Origin of the sequence: Nocardioides sp. Soil805 (assembly GCF_001429625.1) — a bacterium.
Classification (GTDB): Bacteria; Actinomycetota; Actinomycetes; order Propionibacteriales; family Nocardioidaceae; genus Nocardioides.
In genome coordinates, this window is the sequence record NZ_LMSU01000001.1 from 1,881,456 (window position 1) to 1,899,049 (window position 17,594).

The window sequence follows — 17,594 nt, forward strand, 5'->3', positions numbered from 1 at the left end:
GGGACCGTGGTCCCGACGGGCCTGACCCGAACGGGCCATGCCGGACTGGCTCACCCCGCGACCCGGTGATGGTCCATACCGGACACCCGAACGCCTCAGGTCCGGGCCGCGGCACCCGATGTGTCCACCGTGACGCGCACCGACGACATCATCACCGGCACAGGGAGAGTGGACGCCACGATGGAGGCGATGGAGCGGCTCTCCCTGGTGCTCTGGCGCGAGCGCGAGCTGCTGGACGAGCTGCACTACAAGCTCGAGGTCGAGCAGCTGGTGCTGGCCAGCGGCCGCAGCCGCTGGCTCGCCGCTGCCGCCCGCGACATCGACGCGCTGCTGGCGACGATCCGCCAGACCGACGTGCTGCGGGCGGTGGCCTCGGACGAGGCGGCCGCGGCGACGGGCATGTCCAGCAACCCCAGCCTGGCCGCGCTGGCCGAGGCGGCGGACGAGCCGTGGTCGACGATCCTGGCCGAGCACCGCGCGGCGTTCGTCGCCGCCACGGCCGAGATCAGCGCCCTCGCGGACTCCAACCGGCACCTCATCTCGGCCGGCTACCGCTCCGCGCGGGAGACGCTGCTCTCGATGGGTGAGTCCACCGACGGCTACACGGCCGAGGGCGCGGCCACCGCCGAGCCGCTGCGCAACCGTCTCGTCGACCGGAGCCTGTGACGTGTCCGGCACCTTCGGCTCGGTCAACACCGCCCTCAGTGCGCTGCGCTACCACCAGACGGTCATGGACGTCGCGAGCGGCAACATCGCCAACGTCTCCACCGACGGGTACGCGCGCCGCCGGGTGGTCGGCGAGGCCGTCGGCGCACCCGCCCAGCCCGCGATGTGGAGCCGGTACGACGGTCACGGCGACGGGGTCCGGGTCGGCTCGCTCGACCGGCTCGTCGATCCGCTGCTGGACGCGCGCGCCCGCCGTGAGCACGGCACCCAGTCCTACCTCGACACCCGCACCGCCGCGCTGGCCCGCGTGGAGGCCTCCCTCGGTGAGCCCGCCGGGGACGGCATCTCGGGCGCCCTGGCCGACGTCCGCAGCGCCTGGCACGACCTGGCCAACAACCCCGACTCGTCGGCGGCGCGCACCCAGGTGCTCGCGACGGCCACCGGTTTCGTCGACGCCGTGGCCGTGCAGCGTCGCAGCGTCGAGTCCGAGGAGGGCGACCAGCGCATGGCGCTGCTCGCCGACCTCGACCAGGCCAACGCCCTGGCCTCCGACCTCGCTGCCACCAACGAGGCGATCAGTGCCGCGCGGCTCACCGGCAACGACGCCTCCGGCCTGCTCGACGCGCGCGACCAGATGGCGCTGCGGCTCTCCGAGCTGACCGGCAGCACGGCCGTCGAGAACGGCCAGGGCGGCCTCGACGTGACCGTGGGAGGCGTCGCCCTCGTCGCCGGCAACCGCGCCGGCCGGCTGGACGTCTCCGCGGGCATCAACCCCGACGGCACCGCGGACGGTGCCCCGCTGGCCCTCTCCGTCACCCCGCCCGGTGGCGCTGCGACCGCCGTGGCCGGCCTGCGTGGACAGGCCGGCGGACGTGTCGAGCTGCTCTCCACCACGCTGCCCGCCCTCCGCTCGTCGCTGCAGGGCGTCGCGCAGCAGGTCGCCGACGCCGTCAACGCGGCCCACCGGTCCGGGTACGACGCGCAGGGGACGCCCGGTGGACCGCTCCTCGGGGTCGACCCCGCGGCTCCCGGCGGCCCCCTCGTCCTCCTGGTCACCGACCCGGCACTGCTCGCCGCCTCCGGGGTCGGCGGCGGTCCCAACCGCGACGGCGGCAACGCCACCGCCGTGGCGAACGCGCTCGCCGGCCCGGAGCAGTCCTACCAGCGCTTCGTCACCGTCCTCGGCAGTGACGTGGCCTCGACCCGCCGCCTGGCGGCCACCCAGCAGAACCTCACCGGCCAGGTCGACGGTTCCCGTGAGCAGCTGTCCGGCGTGAGCCTGGACGAGGAGATGGTGACGATGATGCAGGCACAGCGGTCCTACGAGGCCGCGGCCCGGGTGATGACCACCCTGGACTCGGTGCTCGACACCCTCATCAACCGCACGGGGCTGGTGCGCTGATGACGATCGGCCGGGTGACCCAGTCGATGCTGACCGACCGGTCCATGACCCACCTCCAGGGCAGCCTCTCGCGGTTGGCCCAGATCCAGGAGCACCTGTCCACCGGCCGGGTCCTCAACCGCGCCTCCGACAACCCCGGCGACGCCGGCTCGGCCATGCGCCTGCGCTCGGCGGCGGGAGCGCAGCAGCAGTACGCCCGCAACGCGCAGGACGGCCTGGGCTGGCTCAACACCATCGACGCGACGCTGGGGACCGCGGGCGACGCCGTACGACGCGCGCGGGAGCTCGCGCAGCAGGGTGCCAACGGCTCGGCCGGCCCCGAGGCCCGCGAGGCCCTCGCCGTCGAGGTGGACCAGATCCGGGCGGGCCTGCTCGCCACCGCCAACACGTCGTACCTCGACCGCCCGGTCCTGGGCGGGACCACGGCGGGCTCCGTCGCGTTCAGCCAGGCCGGTGGCGTGGTGACCTTCGCCGGCGACACCGGCGCGGTGAACCGCACCGTGGCCGAGGGCAGCGTCGTGGACGTGGCCCTGGCCGGCCCCGCCGCGTTCGGCACGGACGGCGACAACGTCTTCGACCACCTGAGCGCGCTGTCCACTGCGCTGCGTGCCGGCGACCGGACGGCCATCGGTGTCGGCCTCGACGCCCTGGCCGCGGACGGGAGCCGCATCACCATGGCCCGCGCCGACGTCGGCGCCCGGACCGTGCGGGTCGAGCAGGCGGCGACCCGCGCCGGCGACGTCGAGCTCACGCTCACCAGCTCCCTCGCCGAGATCGAGAGCGCCGACCTGCCCCGCACGATGATGGAGCTGCAGATGCAGGAGGTCGCCTACCAGGCCGCCCTCGCCGCCACCTCACGGGTGCTGCAGCCGAGCCTGGTGGACTTTCTGCGATGATCGCCACGATGGAGACTCCCGCCAGCAGCGCCCTGCCCGAGATCCCGGTGATCGAGCTGGTGCAGCCGATGCCCGGCTTCCCCGACCTGGCCCGCTTCGCGCTGGTGCAGGTCGACGACGACGGGGTGCTGTGCAGCCTCACCTCGATCGACCGGCCCGGGACGCGGTTCCTGGTCGTGCCCCCGGTGACGTTCTTCCCCGACTACGCCCCCGAGGTGCAGGAGGACGTCCTCACCGAGCTGGGCTCGTCCTCGCTCGACGACATCGTGATGCTCTGCGTCCTGACGGCCGGCGAGTCCCTGGCCACCACGACGGCCAACCTGGCCGCACCGGTCCTCGTCGACACCGCGACGCAGCGGGCCGTGCAGGTCCTGCTCGACGACCCCGCCCTGTCCGTCGCCACCCCGCTGATCGGGTGACCTGTGCCTCGGCGCGACCGGGTAGCGTGACGGCATGCTGGTCCTGAGCCGCCGTGCGGGCGAGAGTGTCGTGATCGGCGAGGACGTCACCATCTCGGTGCTCGAGGTGCGCGGTGACGTCGTGCGCATCGGCATCACCGCGCCACGATCGGTCGCGGTGCACCGCGCCGAGCTGCTCGTCCAGCTCGAGCAGTCCAACAAGGACGCCGCCTCCCCGAGCGACGACACCGTCGACTCCCTGCTGCACGCGCTGCGCGACCGGCCCTAGAGCCTCAGCGCGGTCGGCGACGCCCTCAGCGCGACCGGCGACGCCGGAGCTCGGAGGCCATCACCGCGGCCTGCGTGCGCCGCTTGACCCCCAGCTTGGCGAGCAGGGTGGTGACGTGGTTCTTCACCGTCTTCTCCGCGAGGTAGAGGCGCTCGCCGATCTGCCGGTTGGTCAGCCCCTCGGTGATGAGGTCGAGGATCTGCGACTCGGTGCCGCTGAGCGAGTCGATGCCGTCGGGGACGGTGCCGGCCCCCCGCATCCGCTCGATCACGCGGACCGCGACCTCCGGCTCGATGAGCGAGTGGCCCTGCACGACGGCCCGGATCCCGCTGACGAGGGCGGACTCGTCGACCTGCTTGAGGACGTACCCGCCGGAGCCCGCGAGGATGGCACTGAAGAGCGCCTCGTCGTCGTCGTAGCTGGTGAGGATGAGAGCCTTGATGCGCGGGTCCGCCGAGCGGACCTGACGGCACACCTCGATCCCGTGGCCGTCGGGGAGGCGGCCGTCGAGGATCGCGACGTCCGGCACCAGGTCCAGGATCTGCGGCACGGCCTCGGCCACGGTCCCGGCCTCGCCGACCACCTCGATGTCGTCCTCGAGCTCGAGCACGGCCCGCAGCCCCCGGCGTACGAGGGCGTGGTCGTCGAGGAGGTAGACGCGGATCCTGCCCTCCGCGACGCCGTGCGGCATGGTGACTCCTCCATCTCCCCGATGAGACGGGTCCCAGCGTAGGTTCCCGGCGCACGCCGCGTGGCGGGTCCCCGGATGTCGGTCCGATCGCGGGCCGTGCTAGGTCGGATGGTTGGGTGGTGGCGTGCGCATCGTCGTCCTGACCGGAGCAGGCATCTCCGCGGAGAGCGGGCTGCCGACGTTCCGCGACGCCGACGGGTTGTGGGAGGGCCACGACCCGATGACCGTGGCGACCCCCGAGGCGTACGACGACGACCCGGACCTGGTGCACCGGTTCTACGACGAGCGCCGCGCGGCCCTCGCCCGGGTCCGCCCCAACGCCGCGCACCGGGCCTTGGCCCGGCTCGAGGAGGCGTTGGGCGACCGGCTCCACCTCGTCACCCAGAACATCGACGACCTCCACGAGCGGGGTGGCTCGCGCCGGGTGCACCACATGCACGGCCGGTTGCGGGCGGCGTGGTGCACCTCCTGCGACGAGCGCACGGAGTGGGACGGCCCGCTGGGCCACCGCCCGGCCTGCCCGACCTGCGGGCAGGCGACGCTGCGTCCCGACGTGGTGTGGTTCGGCGAGGTGCCCCACGACATGGAGGCCGTCGAGGAGGCGCTGTGGGCGTGCGACCTCTTCGTCTCGATCGGTACGTCGGGTCTGGTCCACCCGGCCGCGGCCTTCGTGCACTACGCCCTCGGCAACGGCAAGCAGACCCTCGAGCTCAACCTGGACCCGAGCGAGGCGAGCGGCGACGTCCACCGGTCCCGCCGCGGACCGGCCACCGAGCTGGTGCCCGCCTGGGTCGACGAGGTGCTCGCGGCCCTCTAGGCCGGCGGGCCGTCGACGGGTGCGGGGCCGCACGGCCGTCACCAGGTGACGACGAGGGCCTCGGGGGGCTCGGCCACCGGCAGCAGCACGCGGAACGTCGAGCCCACGCCGAGCTCGGACTCGAGCTCGATCCGGCCCGCGTGGCGCTCCACGACCCGCTTCGTGATGGTGAGGCCGAGCCCGGTGCCCGGGCGTCCGAGGGCCTCCGTGTTGGAGCTGCGGAAGAACTCGGTGAACAGCCGGGCCTGGTCCTCCGCGGAGATGCCCAGGCCCTCGTCGGCGCACTCGAGGACGACGTCGTCGCCCTGGCGCCACAGCGAGACCCGCACCCCGCCCCCGGCGTCGGAGTAGCCGATCGCGTTGGTCACCAGGTTGGTGACCATGCTCGTCAGCGACGACTCGTCGCCCAGCACCAGCAGCGGGTCCGGTGGCATGGCCCCGACGAGCGTGACGCCGCCCTGCGCGGCGGCGAGTCCCGCCTGCTCCACGACCGTGCTCGTGAGGCGACGCAGGTCGACCGGCACGGCGTCGAGCTCGCGGGCGGGGTCGCCCACCTTGCTCAGCGTCATCAGGTCCTCGACCAAGGTGGCGAGCCGGTCGGCGCCGCGGGTGATCGCCTCGAGCGACACCAGCGCCGCCGGCGGCAGGCCCTCGACGTCGGCCAGCGAGGCGAGCATCTCGGCGTGCCCGGAGACGACCCCGATCGGGTTCTTGAGCTCGTGGGCCAGCGTCGCGATCAGCCCGGCGCGGTAGTCGTCCACCCGACGCAGCTCCTCGGCCGCCTTCCGCTCGCGCTGGGAGGCCCGGGCGTTGAGGATGGCGCGGCCCAGGTCGTGGCCCACGTCGAGCGCCGCCGAGCTCTCGTCGTCGGTCCAGCCGGCGCGCCCGGCCGCCCGGGCGATGACCAGCATGCCGAGCACCTCGTCGCCGGCGCCGACGGGGACCACCACCACCTCACCGAGCCCGGAGGCGGCCAGGTAGGCGACCAGCTCGTCGCCGCGCTCGGCGTCGAGGGCGTCGTCGCCCCACACCCGCGTGCCGTCCATGAGCAGCACCCGCTGGCCCGCCCAGCACGCGCGGGCGGAGGCCTGCACGGCGGCGTGCAACGACGGCTCGGGCAGCCCGACGGACGCCTCCGGGTGCACCACCAGGGTCTCCCCGAAGACGTCGACCACCAGCAGCTGTGCACGGAACGACCGCAGCAGCTCCTCGCTCGCCACGCGCAGCAGCTCGGTGAGCCCGTGCCGGCTCACCGCCGAGCGCACGACGGCCCGGGCGCCGGTCGCCAGCCGGATGCCGGCGGCGTACTCCTCGCGCTCGACGGTGGTGATGACCGCCTGGAGCCCGACGTCGAGGTCCGCTCCCATGGCGAGCAGGTCGCCGTGCGTGGGTCGCCGGCCCGAGTCCGGCACGTCGAGGTAGACGAAGGCACGCAGGCGACCCGAGGCGTCCATGAGCCGGGCGACGAGCATGTCCTGGGGGTGCCACGCGAGGGGGTCGCCGGTGATCTTCCCGTCGGGTACGACGACGTACGGCTCGATGCGTTCCCAGGCCTCCTGGGACATCGCCTCCCAGGCCACGAAGGTGAAGACACCGACCGCCTCGCCGAGCTCGACGGCGGGGTACATGACGTCCAGGGGCGAGCTCTGCCCCTCGAGCTCGCGAGCGGCCGGGTCGTCGGTGGCGATCGCCACGAACTCCATCATGTCGTCGCTGCGCCGGACCTCGATCGCGCAGATGCCGAAGCCCGCGCGGCGTCGCAGGTCGTCCGCGATGCGCCACAGCTGGGCACGGGTGGCCGGCTCGCCCCAGCCCCCCTGGTGGGGGCGCTCGGGCGCGACGACGTGCTCCGTGCCGGTCATGCCCCTCACCTCCAGCGCCCACGATGACACGCGGACCCGCGTCATGGGGGCTGTTTCACGCAGACGGACGTGCAGACCCTCAGCTCGTGGCGAGGCTCATGTTGTCGATCTCGGGGTAGTGGCGACGGATGTGGACCTTGCGCTCGAGCTCGCCGATGATCGCCGGCGCGAAGTTGACCTCGTACAGGCTCTGCGCGCTCCCGAGGCCGCCGGGGCTGAAGACGTTGATCTCCATCAGCTTGTCGCCCACGATGTCGAGGCCGACGAGGAACATCCCGTCGGCGACCAGCTTGGGGCGGACCACCTCGACCATGGCGAGCATCTCGTCGGTGACCGTGACCTTCTCGGCTGTGCCGCCCGCGGACATGTTGGAGCGGATGTCCTTGGTCTTGTTGGTACGCCGGAACGCGGCGTACTCGCCCTGGTGCTGGAGCGGCTGGCCGTTCATCACGAAGAGCCGGACGTCGCCGTTGACGGCCTCGGGGAGGTACTCCTGCGCGACGACGTAGCCGTCGCGGGAGATCGCCTCGATGATCTGGGTGAGGTTGGGCGCCTCCTTGCGGTCGATGAGGAAGACGCCCGCGCCCCCGGAGCCCTGCAGCGGCTTGAGGACCGCCCTGCCGCCGAGGTCGGTGATGAACTCCTCGATCATGTCCTCGTCGCGGGAGATGAGCGTGCGCGGGCGGACCACCTCGGGGAAGTGCTGGAAGTAGGCCTTGGAGAGCGCGTTGGCCAGGCTGGTCGGGTCGTTGACGACCAGCACGCCGGTGGAGGCGATGAGCTGGCCGAAGGCCACCCCGGCGTTGTTGCGCCAGGGGTCGCTCTCGGCGTCGTCGGCGGGGTCGTTGCGCAGCATGACCACGTCGAACTCGTCGAGCCCGATGAGCTGCTCGACCTCGGGCTTCTGCACGTCGGACAGGTGCCGCTCCAGCGAGCGGTAGCTCTTGGCGTCACCGGCCCGGGCCTTGGTGCTCAACGAGCCGTCGGGCTCGTAGGCGAAGTCGCCGATGCCCATGTACCAGGCCTCGTGCCCCATCTCCTTGGCCGCCATGGCCAGTCGGTTGGTGGTGTACTGCGCCTGCTCGGTCTCGATGTCGTTCACGACGAAGCCGATCTTCATGGGTGTCCCTCCAGGAGTGTGCTGAGATCTTCGGTCCCGGCGGCCCTGTCGAGACGGGCCGCGACTGCCGGGTCGTGCAGGTAGCGGGGCAGCACCCGTGGCGGGTGCAGCACGCCCCGGTCGCGCAGGTCACCGATGAGGGGCAGGTCCCCCAGCGAGAACTTGCCGAGCCAGAGCAGGTCGAGCGCACCGCCGCCGCCGAGGTGCTCGAGCAGCTCGACGAGGCCGCGCAGGTAGATGGCGTCCTTGGTCATCCCTCCGGACCGGTAGACGCGCATCACGGTGGTGAACGCGCTCCCGCGCGGGAAGCCGTCCGCCACCAGGGCCTCGTGGGCCTCGCCGAACGTCGCACCGTCGATGAGGCGGTGCACGGTCACGACGCGGCCGGCGAGCTGGCGCAGGCGGAAGGCGGTGAGCCCGCCGCACGCGATCTCGGCGAGCACGGCCAGGCCCTCCTGGGTCTCGTCGTAGCCGGCCAGCCCGACGCCCAGCACCTTGATCGGCTGGTGGGCGCCGTTGGCCTGGGTGACGAGGTGGGTCCCGACCTCGTGGTGCAGCAGGGCGGCCGCACGGGCCCGCTGCACCCGCGACTCGGGACCGATGAGCAGGGTGTCGCCGGAGACCATGACGCCGTTCACGTCCGGCCTGATCTCGGCGTGCATCTCCAGGTCCGGGTCGACCTCGCGGTAGTGGGCGATCTCGGCCTGGGCCAGGGCGAGGAACTCCTCGGCGTCGAGGGCGTCGCCCGGGGGCTCCGTCCCGGTGACCGCCTGGAGCAGCGCCTCGGCCTGCCGGCGCAGGGCCGGCGACACCCCGCCGTACAGCTCGATGCTCAGCTGCAGGAAGTCGTCGGACTCCCGCGCCTGGAGCATGTCGAGCTGCAGCTCCATCTCCCGGTGCTTGGCGCGCAGCAGGTGGCCGAGCGTGGCGTCCTCGACGGACGACACGCTGATGTCGTCCAGCATGGCCCGGACCACCTCGGGGTCGGTCTCCAGCTCGCGGTAGGTGAAGTCGGGCTCGGGGTCCTCGCCCTCGAGGAAGTCGTCCTTGACGTCGTCGGCGTCGACCGGCGTGATGTCGAGGAGGAAGCGGAAGGTGCGGGAGAGCTGGGCCAGGGCGTGGTCGATCGCGCGGTCGGTGGGAGCGATCCCCGGCACCGACGACGCGGGCCCCGTCGGCTCGCTGTCCGGGCTCACCGGAGCCGGGCCAGGGCCCGTTCGAGCACCGGGACGGTGGCGCCGAGGGCGCGGACGGTCTCCGCGAGACCCTCGTGGTCGACCTCACGGGTCCACTCGTCCATGAAGGTCTTCTTGAACTCCAGCGCCAGGCAGCAGCCGACGTCCGGGTAGCGGTCGTGGACGAACCACGAGACGGCCCGGCCCTGGAACCGCACGTTCTCGCGCACGTCCAGGGGCTCGCCGCCGACCTGCTCCGCCGACAGCGCGGTCATGAAGTCGTCGACCAGGCCCCCGAAGCGCTCACGGTCCAGGGTGCCGGTGCCGACGTTGACGTCCGGGTTGTCCTCCGCGGGCTCCGGCTCGGCGTCGACGCCGTCGCGACGGTGGTTGTAGGAGTGCACGTCGAGCAGGACGAAGGGTCCGCGCGCGGCCACCTCGTCGAGCTGCTCGCCGAGGCGGCGGTAGAACTCGTCGTACACCTCGAGGCTGCCGGTCGTGAGCTCCTCCGACAGCGTGCCGTCGGCCCAGACGTCCAGGCCCCAGCAGTCCTCGGGCTTGCGGTAGACCGCCTCCTCGCGCGGGCGGTTGAGGTCGACCTCGAAGCGGGACCTGAAGGTCAGCGCACGCGACTCGACGGCCGTGGCGATGACGTCGGTGTACGGGTCCTCCTCGCGCAGCCGCACGTCCTCGCCGAGCACCATCGCCTCGGCCACGCGGGGCCGCAGGTCGTGCCCCGCGTGCACGGAGGTGGCCACGACCTGCGTGTCCCAGCCCCCGGTGAACGCGACGATCCCGGACGTCCCTCTCCCTGTCGTCATGCGGGCCTGTCTACCGACCGCCCTCGCCCGGCGGCCAACCGCGCACACCCACAGGGGTGTGGGCTCAGCGCGTACGACGCAGCAGCGCACCCGCGTGCGCCGGCAGCTCCAGGCCGTCGGTGACGAGCGAGGCCCCGGACGGGGTCGTGAAGCGCAGCTCGTGCTCGCCCGGCAGCTCGACCCGCGCCGCGGACCCACCGAAGTTGACCACGACCGTGACGGCGCCGCGCCGCATCACCAGCGTGCGGGCATCCTCGTCGACGTCCACGTCCACCCGGCGCAGGTCCGGGTCGGTGAGCTCGGGCAGCTCGCGCCGCAGCGCGCCGAGGCGCCGGTAGACGTCGAGCAGCACCGCGTGGCGCCCGGACCCGAGCTCGTCCCAGTCCAGCCTGGAGCGTTCGTACGTCGCAGGGTCCTGCGGGTCGGGCACCACCGCGGGGTCCCAGCCCATCCGCTCGAACTCCGCCAGCCGGCCCTCGGCGGTCGCCCGGCCCAGCTCCGGCTCGGGGTGCGAGGTGAAGAAGGCGAACGGCGTCGAGGCCGCCCACTCCTCGCCCTGGAAGAGCATCGGGGTGAAGGGCGAGGCCAGCGTCAGCAGCGCCGCGCAGGCGAGCTGGTCGTCGTCGAGCGCCTCGGTGATCCGGTCCCCGCGGGCCCGGTTGCCGATCTGGTCGTGGTTCTGGCTGGCGACCACCAGGCGCCAGCCCGGCACCCGCTCGACGTCCACGGGCACGCCGTGCGGCCGGTTGCGGAACGAGCTGAACGTGCCGTCGTGGAAGAAGCCCCGGGTCAGGACCTTGCCGAGCGCCGACAGCGGCTCGAAGTCGGCGTAGTAGCCGTCGGTCTCGCCGGTGAGGGCCACGTGGACGGCGTGGTGGAAGTCGTCGCTCCACTGCGCGTCGAGGCCGTAGCCGCCCGCCTCGCGGGGGGTGACGAGGTGCGGGTCGTTGAGGTCCGACTCGGCGATGAGGGTGAGCGGGCGACGCAGGTGGGCCGACAGGGCGGCCACCTCGACCGCCATCTCCTCCAGCAGGTGGGTCGGCGACGCGTCGGAGAGCGCGTGCACGGCGTCGAGGCGCAACCCGTCGACGTGCATGTCGGTGAACCAGGCCCGGACGCTGTCCAGGATGTAGCGGCGGACCTCGTGGCTGCCCTCCCCGTCGAGGTTGACGAGGTCGCCCCACGTGTTGGCGCCCTGCTTGAGGTAGGGCCCGAAGACCGGCAGGTAGTTGCCCGACGGACCGAGGTGGTTGTGCACGACGTCCTGGATCACGCCGAGGCCGGCCGCGTGGCAGCCGTCGACGAAGCGCTGGTACGCCGCGGGGCCGCCGTACTGCTCGTGCACCGCCGACCACAGGACGCCGTCGTAGCCCCAGTTGTGGGTGCCGTTGAAGGCGTTGACCGGCATCAGCTCGACGAGGTCGACCCCGATCGAGCGCAGGTGGTCGAGCCGGCCGAGCGCGGCGTCGAGGGTGCCCTCGGGCGTGAAGGTCCCGACGTGCAGCTCGTAGATGACCGAGCCCGCGAGCTGGCGTCCCGTCCAGGCGTCGTCGGACCACTCGTGGGCGCCGGGGTCGAAGGTGCGCGAGAGACCGTGCACCCCGTCCGGCTGGCGCCGCGAGCGCGGGTCGGGCAGCGGGCGGTCCCCGTCGTCGACGAGGTAGCCGTAGTCGACCTCGCCGCCTGTCCTGAGCCCCGTCGAAGGGTCGGGCACCGGGCCGGTGGGGGTCCACCAGTCGTCGGCACGGCGGGCCATCGGCACCCGCTGGTCACCGACCTGGAGGGTCAGGGTCCGGGCGCGCGGCGCCCAGACGTCGAAGCGGCCGCGCACCGGGTCGAGCGGCGCGGCGCTGCGGGTCAGCAGGGCCACGGGCAGGTCGGCGAGCAGGTCGGCGAGCGGGACGTCGCCGGTGTGGACGTGGCCGGAGATCGCGTCGGTCCACTCCCCCGCCGGCAGGGCGAGGGTGGTGGAGCCCCAGCCGCCGCGCGCGGCCAGGCCGAGCGGGAGGCGGGTCGCCACGGTGATGGCGCCGCCGCGGTCGAAGGCGAGCACGTGGTCGGCGGCCTCACCGGTCGCGGCCAGCGCGGCGTAGGAGTCGAAGAGCTCGGCCTGCTCGCGGCGGGCCAGCAGGCCGGCGCGGGTGACGAGCAGCTTGGCCGCGCCCGGGTCGTCGACGCCACCGGTCAGGGACGGGCGGTGGCCCTGCTCGACGGCCTCGAGCAGGCTGCGGCGTACGTCGTAGTCGACCGGACGCCGGTTGTCGGGGTCGACGAGGGACTGCTCCCACAGCTCGCTGCCCTGGTAGACGTCGGGCACGCCGGGCATGGTGATCGCGACGAGCTTGGCGACCAGGGCGTTGCTCCAGCCCGCGTCCGCGACCGCGGCCAGCACCTCGTCGACCAGGGCCCGCACCTCGGGCCGGTCGATCGCGGCGTCGACGGCCGCGTGCACGGCCGCCTCGTAGTCCTCGTCCGGGGCGGTCCACTGCGTGCGGTCGCCGGCCTCGCGCATGGCCTTCTCGGCGTACCCGTGCAGGCGCTCGCGCCAGTCGCCGTCGAGCCCGGCCGCCGGCCACGCACCGATGACGGCCTGCCACAGCAGGTTGCCGAAGCCGGGGTCGGGCAGCGGCACCAGGTCGAGGAGGCGGTCGAGCGCGCGCTCCCACGGGTCGGGGACCTCGGCGAGCGCGGTGATCCGGGCCCGCACGTCCTCGCCGCGCTTGGTGTCGTGGGTGGAGAGGGCGGTCATGGCGTGCGGCCACTCACGCTGGCGGGTCGCCATGGCGTCGTGCCACTCGTCGGTGGTGACCGAGAAGACGGACGGGTCGGCCCCGACCTCGTTGAGCGAGGTGAGGCGCGACCAGCGGTAGAAGGAGCAGTCCTCGACACCCTTGGCCATCACCATGCCGGAGGTCTGCTGGAAGCGGAGGGCCGCCGGCTGGGCTGGGTCGGACAGCACCGGCAGCAGCACGTCGAGCGTGGCGGCCAGGTCGGGTCGCAGCTCGCGGGCGAGGGCGAAGGCCTCGTCGAGGTGGTGGCGGCCGCCGGGCAGGTAGGAGCGGTAGACGGGGAAGCAGGCGAGCAGCTCGCCCACGGCGTCGTCGGTGTCGGTCGGCGCGTCGACCCCCGAGCGGCTCAGCGCGACGCGCAGCTCGCGGCCGATGCGGAGCACCTCGGAGCGCAGGATGCCGTCGGCGACGGCGCGCTTGTTGTCGTGGACCATCGCGGGCCAGTCGACGGGCCCGCCGCGCAGCCGCTCGTCGAGCGCGCCGAGGGCCTGCGCCGCCGCCGGGTCGGTGAGGACGCGGTCGACGAGCGCCATCGCGTCGTACCCGGTGGTGCCGGCGGTCGGCCACTCTCGGGGCAGCTCCTCGCCGGGCTCGAGGATCTTCTCCACGAGCACGTAGGCGTCGCCGGTGAGCTCGGCCAGGTCGCGCAGGTAGCCCTCGGGGTCGCGCAGGCCGTCGGGGTGGTCGACGCGCAGACCGTCGACGAGGCCCTCGGAGAACCAGCGGCCGATCTCGTCGTGGGAGCGGTCGAACCACTCGCGGTCCTCGACCCGGATGGCGGCCAGCGTGTTGACCGCGAAGAAGCGGCGGTAGTTGAGGCCCGCGTCGGCCGTGCGCCACGAGACCAGCTCGTAGTGCTGACGGGCGTGGACGTCCTGTGCGGTGAGCCCCAGCTCGTCCATGTCGTCCGCCGTGCCGGGCGCGAGCGGGAAGGCGTGGTCGTGGTAGCGCAGCTGGCCCGCCTCGACCACCAGGTGGTCGATCCCCGCTTGTCCTGAGCCCGTCGAAGGGTCGTCGGCGAGGTCGTCGTCGCCGACCACCGGGATGCGCAGCCGACCGCCGCCGGCGGCCCAGTCGATGTCGAAGGCGTCGGCGTAGTCCGAGGCCTGGCCGTGGGTCAGCACCGACCACCACCAGGCGTTGTCGCTGGCGCTGGCGACGCCCACGTGGTTGGGGACGATGTCCACCAGCACGCCCATGCCCAGCCGGTGGGCCTCCGCCGACACCGCCGACAGCCCGGACACCCCACCGCGGGCGGCGTCGATGCGGCCGTGGTCGGACACGTCGTACCCGTGGTTGCTGTGCGCCTCCGCCGCGAGCAACGGCGAGAGGTAGACCCAGTCCACGCCGAGGTCGTGCAGGTAGGGCAGCACCCGCGCCGCCTCGTGCAGGTCGAAGTCCTCGGTGATCTGGATCCGGTACGTGCTGACGGGGGTGCGCATGGTCCCTCTCGGTGGGGTCTGCTCGGTCGGCTGGTCTCGGGAGGGGCCGTACCCAGCCCCTCCCGGGATCAGTCCTGCTGCATCAGTCCTGCTGCTTCAGTCCTGGTCGTGCCGGTGCCGCTCGTCGGCCGCCGGGGTGGCGTCGACGGAGCCGGCGTCGGCGAGCGAGGCCAAGGACGCCGCGACCGAGTGGTCCGGCTGCCCCTCGGGCTCGGCGTGCTCGCGGAGCACGACGAGGCTGTGGGTCCCCAGGGCGAGCGTCGCACCCGCCTCCAGCGTCTGCGCCGTGTCGGCCGCTCCGCCGGTGTCGATGACCACGTCCCACGCCGCGGCGTACTCGTCGGCCGGCAGCGTCACGTCGGCCGGCCCGTCGGCGTTGAAGTAGAGCAGGAAGTGGTCGTCGGTGATGGTGCCGCCGCGGGCGTCCTTGCCGGCGATGCCGTCACCGTTGAGGTACATCCCGATCGCCTTCTGGCCCTCCCACTTGTCGTCCTCCATGGGGGTGCCGTCGAGCGCGAGCCACACGATGTCGTTGAGGCGCTGGCCGTCACCGGTGCGCACCGTGTTGCCGGTGAAGAACCGCTTGCGGTGGAACGTCGGGTGGCTGGCGCGGAGCTTGGCCACCGCGGCCGTGAACTCGATGAGCGGCTTGTCGGCCCGGTCCCAGTGGACCCAGGCGATCTCGCTGTCCTGGGCGTAGGTGTTGTTGTTGCCGTTCTGGGTGCGGCTGAGCTCGTCGCCGTGCAGCAGCATCGGCACGCCCTGGCTGAGCAGCAGGGTGGCAATGAAGTTGCGCTGCTCGCGGGCCCGGGCCTCGAGGATCTCGGAGTCGTCGGTCGGTCCTTCGACGCCGTGGTTCCACGAGCGGTTGTGGCTCTCGCCGTCGTTGTTGTCCTCGCCGTTGGCCTCGTTGTGCTTCTCGTTGTAGGAGACGAGGTCGCGCAGGGTGAAGCCGTCGTGGGCCGTGACGAAGTTGATGCTGGCGAACGGCCGGCGGCCCGAGTGCTCGTAGAGGTCCGACGAGCCGGACAGGCGCGAGGCGAACTCGCCCAGCGAGGGCTCGCCGCGCCAGAAGTCGCGCACGGTGTCGCGGTAGGCGCCGTTCCACTCCGTCCACTGGGGCGGGAAGCCGCCGACCTGGTAGCCGCCGGGGCCGATGTCCCACGGCTCGGCGATGAGCTTGACCTGGCTGACCACCGGGTCCTGCTGCACCATCTCGAAGAAGGTCGAGAGCTTGTCGACCTCGTAGAACTCCCGGGCCAGGGTGGCGGCGAGGTCGAAGCGGAAGCCGTCGACGTGCATCTCGGTGACCCAGTAGCGCAGCGAGTCCATGATCAGCTGCACCGAGTGCGGGTGGCGCACGTTGAGGCTGTTGCCGGTGCCGGTGTAGTCCATGTAGTAGCGCTGGTCGTCCTCGACCAGGCGGTAGTACGCCGGGTTGTCGATGCCCTTGAAGCTCAGCGTCGGGCCGAGGTGGTTGCCCTCGGCGGTGTGGTTGTAGACCACGTCGAGGATGACCTCGATGCCCGCGGCGTGCATCGCCTTGACCATCGACTTGAACTCCTGCACCTGCTGGCCCTCCACGCTCGAGGCGTAGTCGGCGTGCGGGGCGAAGAAGCCCAGGGTGTTGTAGCCCCAGTAGTTGCGCAGGCCCTGGTCGAGCAGGGTGGAGTCCTGGACGAACTGGTGGACCGGCATCAGCTCGATGGCGGTGACGCCGAGCTTGGTGAGGTGGTCGGTGATCGCGGGGTGCGCGAGGCCGGCGTACGTGCCGCGCTGGTCCTCCGGCACGTCCGGGTGCAGCTGGGTGAGCCCCTTGACGTGCGCCTCGTAGATGAAGGACTCGTTGTAGGGGATGTTGAGGCGGCGGTCGCCCTCCCAGTCGAAGAACGGGTTGATGACCACGCCGTGGGTCATGTGGCCCGCGGAGTCGTCGTCGTTGCGCGAGTCGGGGTCGCCGAAGTCGTAGCCGAACAGCGACTGGTCCCACTGGATCTCGCCGCTGGTCGCCTTCGCGTAGGGGTCGAGGAGCAGCTTGTTGGGGTTGCAGCGCAGGCCGTTGGCCGGGTCCCACGGGCCGTGGACGCGGTAGCCGTACCGCTGTCCCGGCTGCACCGTGGGGATGTAGCAGTGCCACACGTAGGCGTCGACCTCGGTGACCTCGAGGCGGGTCTCGGTGACCTTGCCGCGGGGGCCGACCTCGAAGAGGCACAGCTCGACACGCTCGGCGACCTCGCTGAAGAGGGCGAAGTTGGTGCCGCTGCCGTCGAAGGTGGCACCGAGCGGGTAGGGCGTTCCTGGCCAGATCTGCACGGGGCTCCTAAGTAGTTGGATCGTTCAAAGCCTATCCGCAGGACGGGGCCGGACGACCATTGTCACCGTCCGGGCGTCGGGGCCGTTCGCCTGCGCACCCCTGCGGGTGCATGGTCTGATGCTGCCGCCGGTCGATCAGGGGGTCACTCGTGGCATCACGTACGCAGCGCGTCCTCGCGCGTCTCGCCGTCGCCGCCCTCGGCGTCTCGCTCGTCTCGGGTTGCTCGGTCTACGAGGCCGCGCGGACCAGCGACTTCGCCGAGCAGTCCGCCACGACCATCGCCGTGGCGGGCGAGAGGGCGATGGACGACGTCGAGTCGCTGCGCCTGACCGGCTCCGTGTGGGAGGACGGCCGGCAGTTCTTCGTCGACCTCCACGTCGATCGCGCCGGCCGCTGCAGCGGCAGCCTGAGCCTGGAGGGCCGCCACGTCGACCTGCGCCGGGTCGGCGGCACGACCTGGTTCAAGGGCGACGCCGCCTTCTACAACATGGTCACCAGGGGCCGCGACGTGCCGCGCTCCGAGCTCGACCGGCTCAGCCGGAAGTGGATCACCGTGGAGGGGAAGACGTTCGGCCGGGTCTGCGACCTCGACGCGCTGCTCAAGGACTTCTCGGCCTTCGAGCACGAGAAGGGACAGGAGGTCGAGGCGACCCGGGGCACGGAGGTCGAGCTGGACGGTGCTCGCGCCGTCGAGATCAGCGCCCGCCCCGGCGGCGTCGCGCTGCAACGCACCTGGGTGCTCAGCGAGAGTCCCCATCGCGTGGTCAAGATGACCGTGGAGGGCGGCCGCGAACCCGTCGTGCTCGCCCTCTCGGAGTTCGACGAGCCGTTCGAGGTCGAGGCCCCGAACGGCGGGGACACCGCCCGGCTCTGAGGCGGCGGCCGTCCCGGCCGACGTACGCGAGGTCCGTG

The 17,594-nt window shown here is 72.6% G+C and carries 14 protein-coding genes; 7 read left to right on the forward strand and 7 right to left on the reverse strand.

The window, feature by feature from the left end; translation table 11 throughout:
- Nucleotides 1-129 precede the first annotated feature (129 nt).
- Genes flgN through csrA form a run of 5 tightly spaced genes read left to right on the forward strand, consistent with a single transcriptional unit; the run spans nucleotide 130 to nucleotide 3,651 of the window.
- Nucleotides 130-666: a flagellar export chaperone FlgN gene (gene flgN, locus ASG94_RS09125; protein WP_235537181.1), complete on the forward strand. Its 537-nt coding sequence runs from the start codon at nucleotides 130-132 to the stop codon at nucleotides 664-666.
- A gap of 1 nt (nucleotide 667) precedes the next feature.
- Nucleotides 668-2,068, forward strand: a complete 1,401-nt coding sequence (gene flgK / locus ASG94_RS09130; protein ID WP_056925949.1) for a flagellar hook-associated protein FlgK — start codon at nucleotides 668-670, stop codon at nucleotides 2,066-2,068.
- A 14-nt stretch (nucleotides 2,069-2,082) separates the two neighbouring features.
- Nucleotides 2,083-2,964, forward strand: a complete 882-nt coding sequence (locus ASG94_RS09135; protein WP_162260798.1) for a flagellin N-terminal helical domain-containing protein — start codon at nucleotides 2,083-2,085, stop codon at nucleotides 2,962-2,964.
- Nucleotides 2,965-2,972: 8 nt separating this feature from the next.
- Entirely contained in the window at nucleotides 2,973-3,383 is a 411-nt protein-coding gene (fliW, locus tag ASG94_RS09140; protein WP_056926397.1) for a flagellar assembly protein FliW, read from the forward strand.
- 34 nt (nucleotides 3,384-3,417) lie between these two features.
- On the forward strand, nucleotides 3,418-3,651 hold the full coding sequence (gene csrA, locus ASG94_RS09145) for a carbon storage regulator CsrA (RefSeq protein ID WP_056925951.1): 234 nt from the start codon (nucleotides 3,418-3,420) through the stop codon (nucleotides 3,649-3,651).
- A gap of 25 nt (nucleotides 3,652-3,676) precedes the next feature.
- Here csrA and ASG94_RS09150 read toward each other — a convergent pair whose 3' ends face one another.
- Nucleotides 3,677-4,342, reverse strand: coding sequence for a response regulator (locus ASG94_RS09150; protein WP_056925952.1), 666 nt, complete (start codon nucleotides 4,340-4,342; stop codon nucleotides 3,677-3,679).
- A gap of 124 nt (nucleotides 4,343-4,466) precedes the next feature.
- Between ASG94_RS09150 and ASG94_RS09155 the strand changes: the two genes are divergently transcribed.
- On the forward strand, nucleotides 4,467-5,159 hold the full coding sequence (locus tag ASG94_RS09155; RefSeq protein ID WP_082624023.1) for an NAD-dependent deacylase: 693 nt from the start codon (nucleotides 4,467-4,469) through the stop codon (nucleotides 5,157-5,159).
- A gap of 38 nt (nucleotides 5,160-5,197) precedes the next feature.
- Here ASG94_RS09155 and ASG94_RS09160 read toward each other — a convergent pair whose 3' ends face one another.
- The 6 genes from ASG94_RS09160 to glgX all read right to left on the reverse strand — a co-directional run bounded on the left by ASG94_RS09160 (nucleotide 5,198) and on the right by glgX (nucleotide 16,681).
- Nucleotides 5,198-7,021, reverse strand: a complete 1,824-nt coding sequence (locus tag ASG94_RS09160; RefSeq protein ID WP_056925954.1) for a sensor histidine kinase — start codon at nucleotides 7,019-7,021, stop codon at nucleotides 5,198-5,200.
- A 79-nt stretch (nucleotides 7,022-7,100) separates the two neighbouring features.
- Nucleotides 7,101-8,141, reverse strand: a complete 1,041-nt coding sequence (locus ASG94_RS09165; protein ID WP_056925955.1) for a glutathione synthetase — start codon at nucleotides 8,139-8,141, stop codon at nucleotides 7,101-7,103.
- Nucleotides 8,138-9,337: a flavohemoglobin expression-modulating QEGLA motif protein gene (locus ASG94_RS09170; RefSeq protein ID WP_200958039.1), complete on the reverse strand. Its 1,200-nt coding sequence runs from the start codon at nucleotides 9,335-9,337 to the stop codon at nucleotides 8,138-8,140. Before ASG94_RS09170 ends, ASG94_RS09165 begins: the two co-directional genes overlap by 4 nt.
- A complete protein-coding gene (locus ASG94_RS09175; RefSeq protein WP_056925956.1) occupies nucleotides 9,334-10,137 on the reverse strand; it encodes an N-formylglutamate amidohydrolase in 804 nt (267 codons plus the stop codon). Before ASG94_RS09175 ends, ASG94_RS09170 begins: the two co-directional genes overlap by 4 nt.
- A gap of 64 nt (nucleotides 10,138-10,201) precedes the next feature.
- Complete coding sequence (gene treY, locus ASG94_RS22375; RefSeq protein ID WP_082624024.1) at nucleotides 10,202-14,368, reverse strand: malto-oligosyltrehalose synthase; 4,167 nt, start codon at nucleotides 14,366-14,368, stop codon at nucleotides 10,202-10,204.
- 96 nt (nucleotides 14,369-14,464) lie between these two features.
- Nucleotides 14,465-16,681 (reverse strand): glycogen debranching protein GlgX, encoded by a 2,217-nt coding sequence (gene glgX / locus ASG94_RS09190; protein ID WP_056925957.1) that lies wholly within the window; start codon nucleotides 16,679-16,681, stop codon nucleotides 14,465-14,467.
- 149 nt (nucleotides 16,682-16,830) lie between these two features.
- On the opposite strand from glgX, the gene ASG94_RS09195 reads away from it, so the two are divergent.
- Nucleotides 16,831-17,556, forward strand: coding sequence for a hypothetical protein (locus ASG94_RS09195; protein ID WP_056925958.1), 726 nt, complete (start codon nucleotides 16,831-16,833; stop codon nucleotides 17,554-17,556).
- Nucleotides 17,557-17,594: the final 38 nt, after the last annotated feature.